Consider the following 20,158-nt stretch of genomic DNA (forward strand, 5'->3'; position numbering starts at 1 on the left):
ATGTTAGTATTAAAGTTTGGAGGGACTTCAGTTGGTTCTGTAACCAACATGACCAATGTTAAAAATATCATTAACGATGGCAACAAAAAAGTTGTAGTGCTATCGGCCATGTCTGGAACAACCAATGCTTTGGTGGAAATTTCAGAAACTATAAAAGCCAACAACATCAGTGAAGCAAAGCAATTAATTGCTGCGCTAAATGACAAGTACCAAGATGTTATTGCCGAATTACTTCAAAACGACACCCTAGCCTCTGAAGCACAAGCTTACATACTTAGCGTCATAGAACTGCTTTTGTCTTGCACCGAAAAGAAACATAGCGAACTTCTATACAATATTATTGTATCGCAAGGTGAGTTGTTATCCACTTTCCTGTTCACACAATTCCTAAGACAAGAAGGTATCAACGCTCAATTGATTCCAGCTTTGGAATTCATGCGAATTGACAAAGCACACGAGCCAGATAACTTCTATATCAAACAAAACCTCAATAGAATTATAGGAGAACTTCCAGAAGCCGACATTTATATCACCCAAGGGTTTATTTGTCTCGATGCCGAAGGAGAAGTTGCCAACCTACAACGAGGCGGAAGCGATTATACCGCTACCATTATTGGTGCTGCCGTAAGAGCTGAAGAAGTTCAAATTTGGACTGATATTGATGGCTTCCACAACAACGACCCTCGATTTGTGCAGGACACCCACGCCATCTCAAACCTATCTTTTGACGAAGCTGCGGAATTAGCCTATTTTGGCGCAAAAATCCTGCACCCACAAACCGTAATGCCCGTACGAGATTTGGATATTCCGGTAAGATTAAAAAACACCATGGCACCTGCCGCTTACGGAACTTTAATTACAAATAAAATCCACGGTGAAGGCATCAAAGCCATCGCTGCTAAAGACGGAATTACCGCCATCAAAATCAAATCAGGCAGAATGTTGTTGGCACACGGTTTCTTGAAAAAAGTATTTGAAATTTTCGAGAAATACGAAACGTCCATCGACATGATTACTACTTCGGAAATTGCAGTATCCTTGACCATTGACGACACCACAAACCTATCTCATATTGTAGAGGAATTGGAAAAATTCTCTTCCGTGGAAGTAGACGAATACAGAACGATTGTATGTGCCGTTGGAAACAATATCGTATACCATCCGGATACGCCTAAATTGTTCCAAATCCTTCAGGATGTCAACATCAGAATGATTGCCTATGGTGGTAGCAACAATAACATTTCGTTACTGATCAATACCAGCGACAAGATAGAAACCCTAAGAAAACTAAACCGCTATATTTTTGAGACTGAAATGGTCGACTAACCAAATCTCAAAGCAAAAAAAGGACGTTTTTCAACGTCCTTTTTTTTATTTCAAATTATGAGCAATTATTGGTTCATCAAGTCTTCGATTTCCTCAGCTTTTATCGGAATATTAGCCATTAAGTTAAATGGTTCTCCACTTGGCTGCACTACCACATCATCTTCCAAACGTATTCCAAATCCTTCATCCGGAATATAAATTCCCGGCTCAACAGTAAACACCATATTTGGTTGCATAGGCTCAGTTAAAATACCATAATCATGCGTATCCAAACCAATATGGTGACTGGTACCGTGCATAAAGTATTTCTTATAAGCTGGCCAATCTGGGTTTTCATTTTGCACATCGGCTTTATCCAAAAGACCGAGTCCTAAAAGTTCTGAAGTCATCAATTTTCCAACCTCCACATGGTATTCCGCCCAAAGCGTTCCAGGCACCAATAATTTGGTCGCCTCATCCTTCACCTTCAAAACAGCATTGTAGACTTCCTTTTGTCTTTTGGTAAATTTCCCAGAAACAGGAATCGTCCTACTCAAGTCACTGGAATAATTAGCATATTCAGCAGCTACGTCAAACAAAATTAAATCCCCAGCTTTACACTTTTGGTTGTTCTCAACGTAGTGCAACACATTGGCATTGTTACCCGAAGCAATAATAGGCGTATACGCAAAACCTTTGGAACGGTTACGCAAAAACTCATGCATAAACTCAGCTTCAATTTCAAATTCCCAAACACCTGGTTTCACAAAATCCAAAACGCGACGGAATCCCTTTTCAGTAATATCGCAGGCCTTTTGCATCAAGGCAATTTCAACAGGATCTTTTACGGAACGTAAACGCTGCAAAATAGGATTGCTCTTGGCAACGCGGTGCGCAGGATATTTATCCTTAAGCCATTTGGCAAATCTAGCTTCGCGTGTTTCAGTTTCAACATTGGCCCTGTAATGTTCATTGGTGTTGATATACACCGTATCGCATTGGGTCATCAATTCAAACAACACTTTTTCCATGTCCTTCAACCAATACACCGTCTTAATTCCTGAAGTTTCAAACGCTTTTTCCTTGGTCAACTTTTCCCCTTCCCAAACTGCAATATGCTCATTGGTTTCTTTCAAAAACAACACTTCTCTGTTCTTAGGATTTGGACAATCTGGAAAGATTACCAAAACACTCTCCTCTTGATCAACCCCACTTAAATAAAAAATATCTCGGTGCTGCTCAAAAGGCATGGTGCTATCGGCACTAATTGGGTAAATATCATTGGAATTAAAAATCGCCAAACTTTTAGGCTCCATTTGAGCGGCAAAGTTTTTACGGTTTTTAATAAACAATTCGCGATCTATAGGTAAGTATTTCATAAAATAAAAATTTAGATAACAAAAGTAAATAGATTCTATCAGGATATCAACTTAATAAGCATTTGTTACAAATAGCAGTCTCTTAAGTCAACTCTCAAAAATTATACTATTTTTAAAGCTTTCGAGTTATATACAAAAAACCCCAATCTTATGAAATTTTTAAAACTTAGCATATTAGCTGTAATTACAATGATGCTATCCTGCAGCGAAGACCAAGACGACAACATCCAAAGTACTGAACCCAACCTAATTATTAAGTTGAAATTCGATCCTACCCAGGAACGTCTCAACAATTTAGGACAACCCGCCAGCATCCCAGAGGGCAATGCAGCCCAATCTCCAACCATCAGCCGAATGAGCGCCAATTACATTGAATTTGCCCCAGACCCTTATACGCCATTAGGAGAAGGGGAAGTCATTTTTATGGGCCCAGAAACCACGGCTGGAGGCGCCAATGCTATCGATTTTCAAAATGCTACGTTTGGCGCAGATGGCGATGTATTTTTGAGCATTCCCCTAAGCCAAGTTACTTCAGGAACTTACGAATGGGTGCGCGTATCCTTAGCCTACCAAGAAGGAGAGATTGATTTACTTGTAAATGGAGCAGAATACACAGGAACTTTGGCAAGTTTTGTAGGCTACAACACCTACATCACTTCCTTCAATTTGAACGGCAGTACTTTTGATATAAACGATAACCGTCTCCAAGGATTTTGGGCTTTTGAAGTAGAAGGCTACACCTCTGAAGGGCAAGCCCCAGAAGGAGCCACAACAGTCCCAAATCCATTGTTCGATTCCTCTCCTATTCCACAGGGATCTTGTGTAGTAACCGGTGAGTTTGAAGAAGGCTTCACCATAACCGGAAACGAAACACAAGATATTGAAGTTACCCTATCATTTTCCATCAATAACAGTTTTGAGTGGAACGAAGTAAATTTTGATGGAAAATATGAACCCGCAGCTGGCGAACAAGTGGTCGATATGGGCCTAAGAGGCTTAATCCCAACGGTATCAAATTAAGGGACTTTTCAATCTGTTTAAAATCATTCTAAATACTTAATTTAAACTACAGCCCTTTGCCTAAATCTCTTTTGAAGTGTATCTTTGTTCGATAAAAATTAACTTCAAAAAAATGAGCGGATTTCTTAAATCTTCGATAGGAAGAAAAGTGGCCATGGCACTTTCGGCCTTCTTCCTAATGTTTTTCTTAATAATTCATTTAGCGGTAAACATCACATCACTTTTTAGTCCTGATTTATTCAATGAATTATCACATTTCATGGGAACAAATCCTTTGGTGCAATTGGCCTTACAACCGGTATTGATATTTGGTGTTGTATTCCACTTTGTGATGGGGTTTGTATTGGAATTAAAAAACAGAAAAGCCATTGGCGTAAAATATGCACAAAACAATGGTGCGGCCAATTCCACTTGGATGAGCCGAAACATGATCATCAGTGGTGTTGTCGTGTTAGCATTTATTTTGCTTCACTTCATCGACTTCTGGATTCCTGAACTTAACGTAAAATACATCCATGGCGATATGTCTGGATTATTGCCAGATGGTGAAAGCTACCGTTATTTTGAAGAACTGCAACACAAATTTGTATCTCCTATCCGTGTAGGAGCCTATGTAATTGCTTTCGTGCTTTTAGGCTTACACTTGGCACATGGATTTACATCGGCCTTCCAATCTATGGGAGCGACTGCAGGACGTAAAAAAACGATGCAACAAATAGGGAAAGCGTACTCTGTAATTATCCCTCTAGGATTTATCATTATCGCTTTATTCCACCACTTTAACCATTAATCTTAAATACACAAATGGCTTTAGATTCAAAAGTACCAAAGGGTCCAATTAAAGATAAATGGACAGACTATAAAAATAAAATCAACTTGGTTAATCCTGCCAACAAACGTCACATTGATGTTATCGTGGTTGGAACAGGTTTAGCAGGAGGTTCTGCTGCAGCAACCTTAGCCGAATTAGGATATAACGTAAAGGCTTTTGCCTACCAAGATTCACCACGTCGTGCGCACTCCATTGCCGCACAAGGGGGGATTAATGCCGCCAAAAACTATCAAGGTGATGGTGACTCTACTTATAGATTATTTTACGACACCGTAAAAGGGGGCGATTACCGTTCTCGTGAAGCGAACGTATACCGTTTGGCCGAAGTATCAGCAAATATCATTGACCAATGTGTGGCGCAAGGGGTTCCTTTCGCTAGAGATTATGGTGGATTGTTGGACAACCGTTCGTTCGGTGGGGTTTTGGTATCCAGAACGTTTTACGCCAAAGGACAAACAGGACAACAGTTATTGCTAGGAGCTTACTCTGCCATGAACAGACAGATTGCTCGTGGGAAAATTGAAATGTTTAACAGACACGAAATGTTAGACGTGGTGATTGTAGACGGTAAGGCCAGAGGAATTATTGCCAGAAACCTTATTACCGGTGAAATAGAGCGCCACTCTGCACACGCGGTTGTAATTGCTTCTGGAGGTTACGGAAACGTATATTTCCTATCAACCAACGCTATGGGATCCAACGCTACGGCTGCTTGGAAAATCCACAAAAAAGGAGCGTATTTCGCAAACCCTTGTTTTACGCAAATCCACCCAACATGTATTCCTCGTTCAGGTGATTACCAATCTAAGTTGACCTTGATGTCGGAATCCCTGCGTAACGACGGACGTATTTGGGTACCTAAAAACATGGAAGATGTCATGGCCATTCGTGAAGGTCGCAAGAAGCCTACCGATTTATCGGAAGACGAAAGAGACTACTACTTAGAACGTCGTTATCCAGCTTTCGGAAACTTGGTGCCACGTGACGTAGCATCTCGTGCCGCAAAAGAGCGTTGTGATGCTGGTTACGGTGTAAATGCCACTGGAGAAGCCGTGTACTTGGATTTTGCTTCAGCTATAGAACGCTACGGTAAGGAGCAGGCTAAAATTCACAATATTGACAACCCAACAGCGGCTAAAATATACGAGTTAGGAAAAGGAATCGTAGAAGCTAAATACGGTAACTTATTCCAGATGTACGAAAAGATCGTTGACGAAGATCCGTACAAAACTCCAATGATGATTTACCCTGCAACCCACTATACCATGGGTGGTGTTTGGGTAGACTACAACTTGATGACGACCATTCCTGGATGTTACTGTATTGGGGAAGCCAACTTCTCAGATCACGGAGCAAACAGACTTGGAGCTTCAGCCTTAATGCAAGGTTTGGCTGATGGTTACTTCGTATTACCATACACGATTGGAGATTATTTGGCTGACGATATTCGTACCGGAAAAATCCCAACAGACTCTAAAGAGTTTGAAGAAGCTGAAAAAGCTGTTACAGACAGAATCAACTTCTTTATCAATAATAACGGAACCAAATCTGTAGACCACTTCCACAAACGTCTTGGTAAAGTAATGTGGGACAAAGTAGGGATGGCTCGTAACGAACAAGGTTTAAAAGAAGCCATGGCTGAAATTAAACAAATTCGTGAGGAATTCTGGAAAGACGTAAAAGTACCAGGAAACGCTAACGAAATGAACCCTGAGTTGGAAAAAGCAGGTCGTGTGGCCGATTTCTTGGAATTGGGTGAGTTGTTCGCTAAGGATGCCTTAATGAGAGAAGAGTCTTGTGGTGGTCACTTTAGAGAAGAATCTGTTGAAGAAAGCGGTGAGCAAAAAGGAGAAGCAAAACGTAACGATAAAGACTTCGCCTTTGTTGCAGCATGGGAATACAAAGGAGAACCAGCAGATGCAGTACTACATAAAGAAGAACTAGAATTTAAAGATATTGAACTAAAACAACGTTCATACAAATAAGATTGACATTATGAATTTAACACTTAAAATTTGGAGACAGAAAGACTCAAATGCAAAGGGTCAAATGGTCGATTATAAAGTTACTGATATTTCAGAGCATATGTCTTTTCTTGAAATGATGGATGTTTTGAACGAACAATTGGTAAACACCGGAGAGGAGCCAGTAGCCTTCGATCACGATTGTCGTGAGGGTATTTGCGGAATGTGTTCGCTCTACATTAATGGTGAAGCGCACGGTCCAGACCGTGGGGTTACTACCTGTCAATTGCACATGCGCATGTTCAAAGACGGTGACACCATTACCATCGAACCTTGGAGAGCTGCGGCATTCCCTGTAATTAAGGATTTAGTTGTAGACAGAACTTCTTTTGAGCGCATTCAGCAAGCTGGAGGGTACATCTCGGTAAACACGTCTGGAAATACGCAAGATGCGAACGCTATTCCTATTTCTAAGCATGCTGCCGATGAAGCCATGGACGCCGCCACCTGTATCGGGTGTGGTGCCTGTGTTGCCACTTGTAAAAACTCTTCTGCAATGTTATTCGTAGGGGCCAAGGTATCTCAATATGCCTTATTGCCACAAGGACAGGTAGAAGCAACAGACCGTGTATTGAACATGGTAAGACAAATGGATTTAGAAGGATTCGGAAACTGTACCAACACAGGAGCTTGTGAGATTGAATGTCCTAAAGGCATTTCATTAGAGAACATTGCTCGTATGAACAGAGAATTCTTAAAAGCTACTATAAAAGGATAAGCCTTTCATAGCGATTGATATTAAAAATCCTAAGCTGTACTGCTTAGGATTTTTTTTGTTTCTTTAGCATTCATTTACAACCCATGAAACAACCTACATCCTTCTATAAAACCCAATTAGAAAACCATCAAAATCACTTAAGGCAATTCAATAAAAAATTAGTAGCTTTAAGCTCTCTGCGCCTCACGGTCTTTTTGGTTGCTACCGCCTGCATTTACTTTACTTTCAGCACATGGCAAATAGCCTTGACAATAGGAGTTATAGGAACCATTCTATTTGTATTCCTGCTATCCAAATACACCGATTTAAAACGCCAGCGTACCTTAACCAAAGCCTTGATCAACATCAATGAAGCTGAATTGCAAATGCTCTCTGGCAACTATGACAAACAGCCTACTGGAGAAAAATTTCTAGATCCGCACCATGCCTATAGCCTAGATATAGACCTTTTTGGAAAAGGTTCCTTCTTCCAAACCATAAACCGCACTAAAACCAAGGAAGGCAAACAGTTTTTGGCCAATACCTTAACCACCAATAACATTGAAAACATCACCAAACGCCAAGAAGCCATTAAGGAACTCACCAAGCTCCCCGAATGGCGTCAAAACTTTGCGGCTTTAGCCTCCTTAATTCATGTGGAAACACCAAACAAGGACATCATTAATTGGCTTCAGCAATACAAACCCTTTGCAAACCAACTATTAAAATACCTTCCCATATCCTTTAGCATAGCATCCTTAGCGCTATTGGCATTAACGGTATTCAAGCTCATCCCCATGTCCATCAGTGGCTATTGGTTGTTATTAGGACTCATGATCACGGGACGTCATTTAAAGAAAATAAACATACTTGCCGCTCATACCGATAAAGTAAAAGACACGTTTCGTCAGTATGCACAATTATTGCAACAAATTGAAGCGCAAACGTTCCAATCGAAATGCCTTACCGAGAAACAAGAACAGATTCAATCCCATCATAAAAAGGCGTCGGACATATTTGGACAATTGTCTGGATACCTCGATGCTTTGGATAATAGAAACAATTTGATCTCCGCCATTTTTGGCAACGGTCTGTTCTTAACCGACCTCAAGCACAGTTACCATATTGAACATTGGATTGCAACTTATAAGGAAGTGACCAAAGAATGGTTCGACGTCGTTTCCTTTTTTGAAGCTTATAACTCTTTGGCCAATTACGCCTTTAATCAACCTGAGTTTGTGTACCCTAAAATTGTGCAGGACCAATCCCTTATCCATGCCACAGGTTTGGGCCACCCATTATTGGATGCCAACAAGCGCATCACAAGCGACCTCATCATTAACAACCAACAGTTTATTATTGTCACTGGCGCCAACATGGCGGGGAAAAGCACCTTTCTACGTACCGTCTCCCTGCACATCGTGATGGCCAATGTTGGGCTTCCGGTATGCGCCCAAGAAAGCAGCTATCACCCTATCAAGTTGATTACAAGCATGCGCACCACCGATTCCTTGACCGATGACAGCAGTTATTTCTTTTCAGAGTTGACCAGATTAAAATATATCGTAGACGCGATCCAAAACGAACCTTACTTCATAATCTTAGACGAAATCCTAAAAGGCACCAATAGCACCGATAAAGCCATAGGCTCCCGCAAGTTTGTAGAAAAACTCGTAGCCACCCATGCTACGGGCATCATTGCCACCCACGACTTAAGTTTATGTGAAATTGAGAAGGAATTGTCCCCCGTTGCCAACTATTACTTTGATGCCCAAATAGTGAATAACGAACTATTTTTCGATTATAAGCTCAAAAAAGGCATCTGCCAAAACATGAATGCCAGCTTCCTATTACAGAAAATGGGGATTGTGTAGTACACGTTTAATACAGCAATAATAAACTTTATTAAAAAATACATCCACCCATTACTAAAATACTTTAAAACCTACTTCCGGCAAAGCCGGAACAACCTGTCGTAAGTCTAGGAAGAGGGCTCTGTTAAAAATGTTCGAAGCCTTGGAGAACATTTAGGAATCCTCTTCCGGTTGTGTTGGTACAACACAAAGACCTATTGACAGGGCGTCTTTTCTTTTGATTCGTTTTCTTTGGACGAGCAAAGAAAATGAACAGGCATCCTACAAAAACGAACCACACAAAATCCCTTTCAACCTACCCCAAGATTTCGTACTTTTAAACGATGACCCATGAATTCAAAAACATCCTAGAACAGACCCATAGCAATCAAAAAAGGCACCTAAAACACGTCTTAGCAACCGTGGTGGCTCTAGACGGCTCCTCTTACAGGAAACCCGGCGTACAGATGCTCATTGATGAAAACGGCCATATCACAGGTGCCGTCAGTGGTGGCTGTGTGGAAAAGGAAGTCGTGCTGCAATCGCTATCGGTGTTTAAGAAGGGAATGCCCAAAGTGATGACCTATGACGGCCGCTACCGATTGGGTTGTGAAGGCACTCTTTTCATTCTTTTGGAACCCTTTAGCATCACAGAAGCAGCTTTTAAAACCATACAAAAAGAACTATCAACACGTAGGCCCATGCAATGGACTTCCTATTTTCAAAAGGAAGACAAAACAGATGCCTCGTTTGGTTCGGTGTTAAGGCTTGAAGATGGTACGCACATAAGGTTTAGGACGGACGTAGATGAAGTGAGCTTACAAACTGACAACCTCAGCTTTCAACAAGAGTTTACCCCTCTCTCCCGTTTGATTATTATTGGTGCCGAACACGATGCCGTACAGCTTTGTAAAGCAGCTGCCCAATTGGGTTGGGAAGTCCTTTTAATAGCCTCCCCTAACGACCCCAAGAACGACATAGATTTTCAAGGCGTTTCCAACATATACCACCTCAACCCAGAGCAGCAATGGCCCCTGCCTATCGATGCGCATACGGCCATTGTGCTCATGACCCACAACTATGCCCGCGATCTGCATTTTGTGTTACAGCTGTCCCAAACCCGACCTTTTTATATCGGCATTTTGGGCTCCCATCATCGTAAGGAAAAGCTACTCAATGAACTCATAGAACGTCAACCCGATATCGATTCGGAGTTTTTGGACACTATCTTTAGTCCTGCTGGCATTGCCATTGGTGCCATCACCCCGCAGGAAATTGCCCTTTCCATTCTAAGCGAAATCATTGCAGTAAAGCGCCATCGGGAAGTGCCCTCCCTTCGCTCCTATCTCCCGAATATCCATCCTTAACACTACAAGATCTATGTCACACAGTGCCATCATCGTTTTAGCTGCAGGAGAAGGAAGCCGCATGCAGCAAATCAAACAATTGTTGCCCTACAAAAGCACGACGCTTTTAGAACATGCCCTTACGACCGCGCTTAGCACTCAAACCAATCACACCTTTTGTGTATTGGGCGCCCATAGCCTAGAGATCTTAGAGCATGGGCTTCCGAATAACGTCATACCTATAGAAAACATACATTGGAAAGAAGGTATGGGAAGCAGCATTGCAGTAGCTATAAAGTATCTGTCACAATACTTGCCAACAGTCAGCAATGTACTCTTCACTTTAGCGGACCAACCCTTGGTCACCACCGACTATTTAAATTTAATGCTGAAAACGTCACAAGAGCATCCTTCCTCCATTATAGCTACCAACTACGGAACTTCCATAGGCGTTCCTGCCCTATTCCCGAAGCGCTATTTTGAAATGCTAAAGTCATTACAAGGAGAAACCGGTGCCAAAAGCATTCTTAAGGAACACCAATCGGAAGTGATTGCAGTGACACCCAACTTCGAGAATTTGGATGTAGACACGCCAAAAGCCTATCAAAAGATTTTAAAACTGTAAACTAGCCCACAAATTTAGGCTGTTGTGGCACCACCATATAGGGTTGCCTGTAGTAACGTGTGCCCGTAGCTTTGTAAAGCGCATTGGCCAAAGCTCCCGCCACAGGAGGCAACGAAGGCTCTCCAAGGCCTGTAGGTGCCATACCATTGTCCACAAAAAACACGGCTATTTCCAAAGGCGCCTCATTGTTTCTAATAAGATGATACCCATCAAAGTTTTGCTGTTGTGTGGCCCCTTTTTCAAAAGTCAACTGGCTATACATACAATGGCCTATGCCGTCAATGATACCTCCCTCAATCTGGTTAATGGCCCCTTCCTTGTTCACCACAATCCCACAATCTACCGCGCACCACACTTTTTTAATGCGAATATTGGCATCGTCCACCTTTTCCAAATCGAATACTTGGGCCACATAAGAATTATGCGAATAATAGGCCGCTACCCCACGGTACACATTGGGCAATTTAGTACCCCAATTGCTCTTTTCGCGTACCAATTTCAGGACGCCTGCATAGCGCTCAGGATCGTAATCATTACGTTCACCCACCGGATTTTTGATGGCTCTATCAAATAACTGTAACCTAAACTCGATAGGATCTTTCCCCGTAGCTTCCGCCACTTCATCCAAAAAGGACTGTTCAGCTCCCGCCACAAAATTGGACCTTGGTGCTCGCCAAGCCCCGGTAGAAATATTGGTATCAATACCATAATGCGTGGCCTTGTAATTCTCTACCGTACCTGCCGGAAACCTATCCGGAAACAAGGGACTCGAAGGAATCCCAGATCCCTTCACCTCAAAAGCGGTTAGATTCCCCTTCTTGTCCAAAGCGGCTCGGTATTGTATGTGATACGACGGACGGTAGGTTCCCTGCGTCATATCATCTTCTCGGGTATAGATTAATTTTATAGGGCCACCATAAGCTTTAGAAATAGCGGCCGCCTCCAAACCAAAGTTCCCGTAAAGGCGTCTTCCAAAGCCGCCACCCATACGGGTCATATCTACAAAAATCTTGGACTCTGGCATGTTCAACAACATTGCAGCCGATTGCCGCAACTGTTCTGGGGTTTGTATCGGGCCAATCAATCGTGCCTTATCTGCGGAAACATCCGCAAAAAAGTTCATGGGTTCCATAGTATTATGGGCCAAAAAAGCGCCAGTATATCCACGTTCCACCACCTTATCTGCCGAAGCAAATACCCCATCGGGGTCGCCATCTTTACGGCCTACCTCTCCTTCACTCTTATCAAATACATTGCTAAAACTGTCCAAATGTGCCGAAGTGGCTTCCAAAGTGCTTACGGTTTTCCAACGTACCTCGAGGGCTTCTTTGGCTTTCATCACCTGCCAAGTGCTGTCGCCTACCACTACCAAGAGCTCATTAAAGGCATTCACATCAGACCACTGTGGCTTATCCAAAGCCGTATTCACGGTAAATATCTTTTTAATTCCCGGCATACTCTTGGCCTTGTCGGCATTAAAGCCATCCAACTGCATTCCAAAAGCGGGCGGATGCACAATCATGGCAATGGCCGTGCCCTTTTCCATATAATCCAAACCAAACAGGGGCTTCCCAGTAACAATGCCCTTGCCGTCCACGTTCTTCACAAAAGTCCCAATCAACTTAAAATCTTTAGGGTCTTTTAGCGGCACCTCTTCGGGTACTTCAATGGTGGCTGCTTCCTGCAAGAGGTCTTTATAGGCAATACTTTTTCCGCTAGGCAAATGTTTTACCATACCCTTATCGGTCACCAATTCATCGGGAGACATGTTCCATAGTTTGGCTGCCGAAGCCAGCATTAAATATCGCGCGGTAGCCCCCGCCATGCGCAGGCTATCCCAACCTTGACGGATGGATTGACTCCCTCCCGCCAATTGGCGTGTGTATTTTTCGGTGTCCAAGGGCGCCTGTTTTACCTGAACTTGGTCCCAGTCCACATCCAGTTCCTCGGCCACAATAAGCGGCATCGAGGTCTTGACGTTCTGTCCTATTTCGGGGTTGGGTGACATGATGGTCACTGTCCCGTCTTCATTCATCCTAATAAACGCGTTGATATTGAAGAGGCCCTCAACCGCTTCGGCATTGCTGCTACTGTGCGCCAAGCCCGAAAGCCAACTGAACTGCAGCATCAAACCGGCCCCACCCACCGCGGAAACCTTTAAAAACGAACGTCTATTGAAATGGGTTTTAATATGTGTCATGGCTGCTTATAGTTCTTTGGCGGCCATGGCAACGGCCTTATTGATTCTGGTATAGGTGCCGCAACGGCACAGATTGCCCGTCATGGCATTGCGAATATCGTCTTCGGAAGGATTGGGATTGCGCTCCAATAGGGCGGCAGCACTCATAATCTGCCCTGCTTGGCAGTAGCCACATTGGGCCACATCTACTTCCAACCAAGCCTTTTGTACCGGGTGCGTACCATCTTTGGAAAGTCCTTCGATGGTGGTAAGCTTCATGCCCTCATTGGCCACAGCACTAACCGGCAAGGAACACGAGCGTATCGCGTTACCGTTTAAGTGAATGGTGCAGGCCCCGCACTGCCCAATGCCGCAGCCGTACTTGGTACCCACCAATTGCAAATGGTCTCTCAAGACCCAAAGTACGGGGGTGTCGGCGTCCACATCAACCTGATGTATGGCCCCATTTATGTGCAAGCTGTATTGTGGCATAGTGTGCAGTTTAGTGATTGCTAAAGAATTAAAGTTATAAAAATTTTAACGGTTTTTAGGAAGCCTTAGCAGAATTTTAACGAATGGTAACATTGTTCGGCAATGTAGATTTACATTGAGGAATGTAGGCTTTACGAAAGTTAATATGTCTTCCTACTGCCCTTTCTTCCAGCCAATACCTGTCTAGCGGCTTCATGAGCTTCGGGTAATCTACAGGAATCGTTCATGATGCGGCGTAATTCACCATTGGTTCTGTTGGCAAACTTTCCCATTAAATACCTTACGCGTTCATCGTCCAAAAACAGGTACCGATTCACTTTTCCGGTCCTCCCTCTATACCCCTCCTTAGTACTTTGGTTGGGATGCAACTCCAAACGCACTTGCAGATAAAACAAAAAGGACAAGAGTAAAAACACACCAATCCCCAAAGGAATTAAACGATCGGAATTAGCGGAATCCAACCAGTCCTCAGTTCCTTTAAGTACCGCAACAAACACCACCACACAACTCATGAAAAACACATCCAAAGAAGCTTTTTGCAATTTCAAAAAAGTGTTGCAAGAAGGACATTGCAACCTAATTTTGGGATCGTGAAGAAACCATGTAGGCATCAAACCAATACTGTGGTTGCAATTGGGGCATCTGGCCATAAAAGGGGTTAAGCAAGCGCCCATAAGACGCGGTTGGTTTGTAATTATAGGGCAATATAACCATTTTTTCAACACTTAAAATTCCAGAATTTAAGCGCATCTCTGCACCCCAACAATGCCCTCCATCAATCCATACAAACTAAACCCTTGTTAAGGCTTGGCTTGTCTTTGGTTCGTATTTCCCTCGAGGGTGCTTCTGTAGAATGGTTTGGAGGGAAATGTGGTTTAAAAACCCACTTCCGCCATGGGCGGAAAAACCTGTCATTAGCATAGAGAGCAAATTCCGTTAAGAACTTGGGAAGCCTTGGACCAAGTTTAGGAATTTGTGAACGGTTTTGGGATTCTGGAAGAAGCACAAAAATGCCTACTGACAGGGCGTCTTTTCTTTTGGTTCGTTTTCTTTGGACGAGCAAAGAAAATGAACAGAAGCAATATGAAAACTTCTATAATCTCTACAAAACAAAAAAGCCAAACATAAGTTCGGCTTTCACTTGGTCGGGATGACTGGATTCGAACCAGCGACCCCTAGCACCCCATGCTAGTACGCTACCAGGCTGCGCTACATCCCGTTGTGACCTGTTGATTTTGAAATCAGCGACCAAAAATAATCAACTGCCCCTTCTCTTCAAAACATAAAATCATCAAAATTTATTACATTTAATAGCGAAACCCTTGTAACCAATCCTTTGCGGCCTATGAAAACCCTTTATGCAAGCCTCCTTTATTGCCTTTTCCTTACTTGCCATGCCCTAATGGCGCAGGACTATCCCACCAACAACGACATCCATAAACGCCTTCAGGCCATTGCCAAATCCAGCAAGAATGCCAACCTAAGTTCCTTGGGAAAAACCGAGGGCAACCAAGATATCTGGCTGTTGACATTGGGAAGCGACAACGAAGACCAAAAACCGGGCATTGTCATAGTGGGCGGTACCGAGGGCCCTCATGTGCTTGGGGTAGAATTGGCCCTTCAGTTTGCCGAACGCTTATTGGCAGACCATCCAAACGTTTTGGAGCACACCACCTTTTATGTGTTCCCCAACATGTCGCCAGATGCCTATGCACAGTACCACGCTGCCCTAAAATATGAGCGCTTGGGCAATGCCGTAACATCAGACCACGACCGCGATGGCAGCAAGGGCGAAGACCCTTATGAGGATTTGAATGGGGATGGCCTCATCACCCAAATGCGTGTAAAGAGCGCCTTGGGTACTTACATTCCCGCTGCGGAAGACAACCGCATGTTGGTAAAGGCCGACCGGGCCAAAGGTGAAGCGGGAACCTATTTGGTCTACACCGAAGGGATTGACAACGACAAGGACCACCAATGGAACGAAGACCCTGCCGAGGGCATTGCCTTCAACAAAACCTTCACCTATAAATTCCCCATATTTGAACCCTTTGCAGGCGATTACGCCGCTTCGCAAAAGGAAACCCGCTACTTTATAGACTACCTCTTTACCCAGCCCAACATTTATGCCTTTATCTGTTTTGGGCCCCAAAACAACCTGTCTACCCCACTAGCTTATAACAAACAGGGCAATGACAAAAAAATTATAAGCTCCATTTTGGAAGAAGATGCTACCGTGAATAAAATGGTGTCCGACCTATACAATGCCAATGTGAAGGCGAAGCCTTATAAACAGACCAATCAAGGCACTGGTGGCGACCTGTTTCAATGGGCCTATTTTCACTTCGGAAGGTTTAGTTTCAGCACTCCCGCATGGTGGATTCCAGAAATAAAAACCGAAGCTAAAGAGGGCGGGGATTCCAAAGAGAAAAAAGACAAAGACGACGCACTGCCTTATGAAGTGAACGTCATGAAGTGGGTCGAACAGGAAGGGCTCCAGGAACTATTTGTGCCTTGGCACCCCATTACCCACCCCGACTTCCCCAACCAAACTGTGGAAGTAGGCGGACTAAAACCCTTTGCTACCACCACACCTCCCTTTAGAATGGTAGATAGCATAGCCATAAGCCATACCAATTTTATTGTGGAATTTACCAAACTTCAGCCCAAACTGGAATGGCACAATGTACGCACCCAAAAACTGGATGGCGGCTTGGTACGCATCACTGCCGACCTCTACAACAATGCGCCACTGCCCACCCACTCACAATTGGGTTCAAAATCCAGATGGCTACAAAAGCTAAAGGTAAGCATCAGCAAACCCCAAGAACAATTGGTAGCGGGCAATCCTACACAGCTTATAGACCATCTTAAGGCCTATGAAAAAAAGACCCTAACCTGGATTGTTAAGGGCTCAGGAAATGTCACCCTTACAGCAGGAGCCCCACATACAGCATACGCAACCAATGCCTTAAAACTTTAAAAGATGAAGACCATAGTTCGTAACACCCTTAGCATTGTTTTATGTCTGGCAGCCCTGCAGTACGGGCAAGCACAGGAAAAGTTTTTTAGGGCCATTGGCACACCCCATAAGCCCAAAGTACAGGTAAGCTGGAACCGCTACTACACCTATGAGGGCCTTAGGGACATTATGCAACAGATAGCACAGGCCTATCCAGATTTGGCAAAATTGCACAGTATTGGCAAGTCCTACCAAGGCAGGGACATGTTGATGTTGACCATTTCCGATTTTAAAACAGGGGACCCCGATACAAAACCAGCCATGTATATAGACGGGAACATCCATTCCAACGAAATACAGGGGGCTGAATTTTCACTCTATACCGCTTGGTACCTCACCGAAATGTTTGGCGAATTGGACTTTATCAACCAACTGCTCAAGGACAAAACCTTTTACATCATCCCAACCATCAATCCCGATGCGCGGAATAACTTCATGAATGAACCCAACACACCACATTCGCCCCGTTCAGGAATGATTGTGTTGGACAATGATTTGGACGGACAAGCAGGAGAGGATGGTTATGACGATCTCAATGGAGACAACCACATTACCTATATGATTCGCAAATCGCCCGATGGCAATTATATTAAAGACCCTCTCAATCCAAAACACCTAATAAAGGTAGAACCCGAGCAACGCGGGGAATACGAATTTCTAGGCTATGAGGGACTGGATAACGACGGCGATGGCGATGTTAACGAAGATGGCATTGGTTATTACGACCCGAATAGGGATTGGGGCTGGAACTGGCAACCAGACTATATCCAACGGGGTGCCTATAAGTATCCTTTCAGCCTTCCTGAAAGCCGCAGTATTATGGAATTTGTCATGTCCCATCCCAATATTGCAGGGGCACAGACCTACCACAACTATGGTGGTATGATTTTAAGGGGCCCAGGAGCCGAAGAAGATTTGGATACTTATAACAAATCGGACGTGAAAATCTACGATGCCATTGCCCATAAAGGCGAGGAAATCATTACCGGTTATAAATATCTGGTAGTATACAAAGACCTCTACTCGGTATTCGGTGGCGAGTTGGATTGGTTTTACGGCGGCAGGGGAATCTTCTGCTATTCCAACGAGCTCATGAACTCTTACTTATATTTCCATAAAAACGAAGGTCGCGGTAACCGAGAGGAAGAATTAAAAGCGGACCAATACTTAACTTTCGGCGATGCCTTTGTAGATTGGAAAGAATACCAACACCCCCAATATGGCACCATAGAAATTGGCGGTTTTAAAAAGAACTTTGGCAGGGCACACCCAGGTTTCCTAATGGAACAGGATGCCCATAGGAATATGGCCTTCACCATTTACCATGCTTATCACACCCCGAAATTAAGCGTGACGGACGTGGCAGAAAAAAGCTTGGGCAATGGTTTAAGGGAAATTACCGCCACTATATATAACGAGCGCCTCATCCCTACCCACTCCAGCCAAGACCTAAAGTATAATATTGAGCGCCCAGATTGGGTAAGTATTGATAAGGTAAACGTGGTGGCCGGTATGGTAGTAGTCGACGAAGATTTCAACAAGGTCACCGAGCAAGTGGAGCATCCGGAAAAAATCAAGGTAAGCAACATCCCAGGAATGGAAACCGTTAAAGTACGTTGGATTGTTTCCGGCAACGGCAACTACCGTATTAATGTTAATTCTGCCAAAGGAGGCCTTGCGGAGTGGGTGAAATAAACCAATAATATAGTATTAGGACACCCCTGCCCAAATATCCATAGCGCTAATTTGTGCCTTATAAGCTTTAGGAAGCAATACGCTCTTGATAAGTCCATCTACATGTAGATGTCTACTGAATTGGTATATAGGCACTGCAGGTCTTAACCAAGCAATATCCCTGAACCCTAATAACTGTTTCACCTGAGTAGGCACTACCAACTTTTGGGCTTCCAACAAAACTTGATATCTGAAATTGCCCAAGTGTTTGCGGTACTGCATAAACAGATCCTTAGTGTAGCTACTTTGTTGTAGATCGTTTTTTAAATGTTCTTCCCGCACGGGCAACCAAGCCTTATAATTGGGCGGCAGTTCCTTAAGCCCCATACGCAGGCCTACCCTATAAAATACGTTATACACCTCTTCCTGTTCCTCGGGTGTTAAGGGCCGCTCCAACAGCTCATAGGCCGCAATAGAATAATAGATGAGCATAAACAGCACATCCCGATAGGCCCAATCTGGAATAGTATCGCCACGGCTTTGCTCCACCGCTGTGTGGATGTTCCTCATGGTATCAATAGCACGGTGCGCCTCAGGCGTTGAAGAAAACACAATGTTACGGGCATAGGCCACCGTAGAAAACAACCGCCCCAAAGGGTCCTGTGGCAACTTCCCCGTAAAGTACAGCCAATCCACCGCCTTGTTCAAGGCAAACTCAGCAGAGGCTCCCGCAAAAATAAATAGTATGGTATCGCTCTTGCCCCAGATACGCCGCACCACCGATGCTTTTGAAACGAAATAGTCCATAGCCTTGTGTTGAGACTCTAAGGTACGGAATATTGGAAAGAGAATTGGATAACAAGCAAGTCCAAAAAGTAAGAAACCCCATCTAAACAGCTCACTTAAATTCCATCAGAAGCCAAAAATTAAGAAATAGCGCCTCAGGATGCCAATGATTTCAAACACCTCAAAAGAGCTTTCAGTCTTAAACCCTGCAGCGCTATGATACTTCCGGAATCTTCTCCACCACCAATAGAGAACCTTTGGTATCAAAATAGCTAACGTTCATCTCTATCATATGGGTCGTCCACTTGTAAACTCCCGCAGCGGCCGCCTGCTCGCAAAAGGTAGGATAATCTGTTTGCCCCTGCTGATGGATCTTCAGTGCTTGTTTCAAAGCTTCTGAAGAACTTGCCTCACTCACCGGTAGCTCAGGATATTTGGAACACGCATCAAGCGTAAACTCCTGTAACCCGTAATATATGGTACGCCCATCTGTCACAAAATTATCGTAGTGCGTCACCCCAATGGCCTTGAGGTCCTGTACAAATTGCGGAAAGTCGGCCCCACTTTTAACCTTTCCAAAGGCTTCATGAATTTGTTCTATTGTAAACATTTCAGTATCTCATTAAATATTATTAAGGAAACTTATTCTATCCCAAACAATCAGGCGCGGTTCAAATACTCCTATAAAATATTTGGGAAACGAAACAGTCTGTGAACCTTACACTAATTTAAGAAATTTGAATTGAAGAAATTTAAGAAGGGAGGAGTCTTTATAAACGAATCTAAAAACAAAAAAGCCATCATTTCTGATGGCTTTCTCTAAGCTTGCTCCCCCTCTTGGGCTCGAACCAAGGACCCTTTGATTAACAGTCAAATGCTCTAACCAACTGAGCTAAGGAGGAGTGTTATTCGCTTTGCGAGTGC

The 20,158-nt window shown here is 43.6% G+C and carries 16 protein-coding genes and 2 tRNA genes; 10 read left to right on the plus strand and 8 right to left on the minus strand.

Going from position 1 to position 20,158, the window contains the following annotated elements; translation table 11 throughout:
- Positions 1–1,326: an aspartate kinase gene (locus BKM32_RS03355; RefSeq protein ID WP_053976396.1), complete on the plus strand. Its 1,326-nt coding sequence runs from the start codon at positions 1–3 to the stop codon at positions 1,324–1,326.
- Positions 1,327–1,391: 65 nt separating this feature from the next.
- Here the strand turns inward: BKM32_RS03355 and BKM32_RS03360 are convergent, their stop codons facing one another.
- Positions 1,392–2,684: an aminopeptidase P family protein gene (locus BKM32_RS03360; RefSeq protein ID WP_076662533.1), complete on the minus strand. Its 1,293-nt coding sequence runs from the start codon at positions 2,682–2,684 to the stop codon at positions 1,392–1,394.
- Between the two features lie 150 nt (positions 2,685–2,834).
- Between BKM32_RS03360 and BKM32_RS03365 the strand changes: the two genes are divergently transcribed.
- From BKM32_RS03365 to BKM32_RS03395, 7 genes are all read left to right on the plus strand, one after another.
- On the plus strand, positions 2,835–3,704 hold the full coding sequence (locus BKM32_RS03365) for a hypothetical protein (RefSeq protein WP_076662534.1): 870 nt from the start codon (positions 2,835–2,837) through the stop codon (positions 3,702–3,704).
- A gap of 112 nt (positions 3,705–3,816) precedes the next feature.
- Positions 3,817–4,494, plus strand: coding sequence for a succinate dehydrogenase cytochrome b subunit (locus BKM32_RS03370; RefSeq protein ID WP_053976399.1), 678 nt, complete (start codon positions 3,817–3,819; stop codon positions 4,492–4,494).
- A gap of 14 nt (positions 4,495–4,508) precedes the next feature.
- Entirely contained in the window at positions 4,509–6,521 is a 2,013-nt protein-coding gene (locus tag BKM32_RS03375; RefSeq protein ID WP_076662535.1) for a fumarate reductase/succinate dehydrogenase flavoprotein subunit, read from the plus strand.
- A gap of 10 nt (positions 6,522–6,531) precedes the next feature.
- Positions 6,532–7,278, plus strand: coding sequence for a succinate dehydrogenase/fumarate reductase iron-sulfur subunit (locus BKM32_RS03380; RefSeq protein ID WP_076662536.1), 747 nt, complete (start codon positions 6,532–6,534; stop codon positions 7,276–7,278).
- An 83-nt stretch (positions 7,279–7,361) separates the two neighbouring features.
- On the plus strand, positions 7,362–9,131 hold the full coding sequence (locus tag BKM32_RS03385; RefSeq protein ID WP_076662537.1) for a DNA mismatch repair protein MutS: 1,770 nt from the start codon (positions 7,362–7,364) through the stop codon (positions 9,129–9,131).
- 323 nt (positions 9,132–9,454) lie between these two features.
- A complete protein-coding gene (locus BKM32_RS03390; RefSeq protein WP_076662538.1) occupies positions 9,455–10,477 on the plus strand; it encodes an XdhC family protein in 1,023 nt (340 codons plus the stop codon).
- Positions 10,478–10,490: 13 nt separating this feature from the next.
- Positions 10,491–11,081 carry an NTP transferase domain-containing protein gene (locus BKM32_RS03395; protein WP_076662539.1) on the plus strand — a complete coding sequence of 197 codons (591 nt, stop codon included), beginning with the start codon at positions 10,491–10,493 and terminating at the stop codon, positions 11,079–11,081.
- Position 11,082: 1 nt separating this feature from the next.
- On the opposite strand, the gene BKM32_RS03400 is transcribed toward BKM32_RS03395, so the two are convergent.
- The 4 genes from BKM32_RS03400 to BKM32_RS03415 all read right to left on the minus strand — a co-directional run bounded on the left by BKM32_RS03400 (position 11,083) and on the right by BKM32_RS03415 (position 14,971).
- Positions 11,083–13,281 (minus strand): molybdopterin cofactor-binding domain-containing protein, encoded by a 2,199-nt coding sequence (locus BKM32_RS03400; RefSeq protein WP_076662540.1) that lies wholly within the window; start codon positions 13,279–13,281, stop codon positions 11,083–11,085.
- Between the two features lie 6 nt (positions 13,282–13,287).
- Entirely contained in the window at positions 13,288–13,752 is a 465-nt protein-coding gene (locus BKM32_RS03405; protein ID WP_053991912.1) for a (2Fe-2S)-binding protein, read from the minus strand.
- Positions 13,753–13,892: 140 nt separating this feature from the next.
- Positions 13,893–14,426 (minus strand): hypothetical protein, encoded by a 534-nt coding sequence (locus BKM32_RS03410; RefSeq protein ID WP_076662541.1) that lies wholly within the window; start codon positions 14,424–14,426, stop codon positions 13,893–13,895.
- Between the two features lie 468 nt (positions 14,427–14,894).
- Positions 14,895–14,971, minus strand: a tRNA-Pro gene (locus BKM32_RS03415).
- Positions 14,972–15,097: 126 nt separating this feature from the next.
- Between BKM32_RS03415 and BKM32_RS03420 the strand changes: the two genes are divergently transcribed.
- Complete coding sequence (locus BKM32_RS03420; protein WP_076662542.1) at positions 15,098–16,735, plus strand: M14 family metallopeptidase; 1,638 nt, start codon at positions 15,098–15,100, stop codon at positions 16,733–16,735.
- 3 nt (positions 16,736–16,738) lie between these two features.
- Entirely contained in the window at positions 16,739–18,469 is a 1,731-nt protein-coding gene (locus tag BKM32_RS03425) for a M14 family metallopeptidase (protein ID WP_076662543.1), read from the plus strand.
- Positions 18,470–18,484: 15 nt separating this feature from the next.
- Here the strand turns inward: BKM32_RS03425 and BKM32_RS03430 are convergent, their stop codons facing one another.
- The 3 genes from BKM32_RS03430 to BKM32_RS03440 form a co-directional block, all read right to left on the minus strand.
- Entirely contained in the window at positions 18,485–19,255 is a 771-nt protein-coding gene (locus tag BKM32_RS03430) for an oxygenase MpaB family protein (protein ID WP_076662544.1), read from the minus strand.
- Between the two features lie 193 nt (positions 19,256–19,448).
- Positions 19,449–19,844, minus strand: a complete 396-nt coding sequence (locus tag BKM32_RS03435; RefSeq protein ID WP_076662545.1) for a DUF1398 domain-containing protein — start codon at positions 19,842–19,844, stop codon at positions 19,449–19,451.
- Positions 19,845–20,062: 218 nt separating this feature from the next.
- Positions 20,063–20,136 (minus strand) — tRNA-Asn (locus BKM32_RS03440).
- Positions 20,137–20,158 lie beyond the last annotated feature (22 nt).

It is taken from the genome of Mangrovimonas sp. DI 80 (assembly GCF_001975575.1).
GTDB classification, from domain to species: Bacteria; Bacteroidota; Bacteroidia; order Flavobacteriales; family Flavobacteriaceae; genus Mangrovimonas_A; species Mangrovimonas_A xylaniphaga.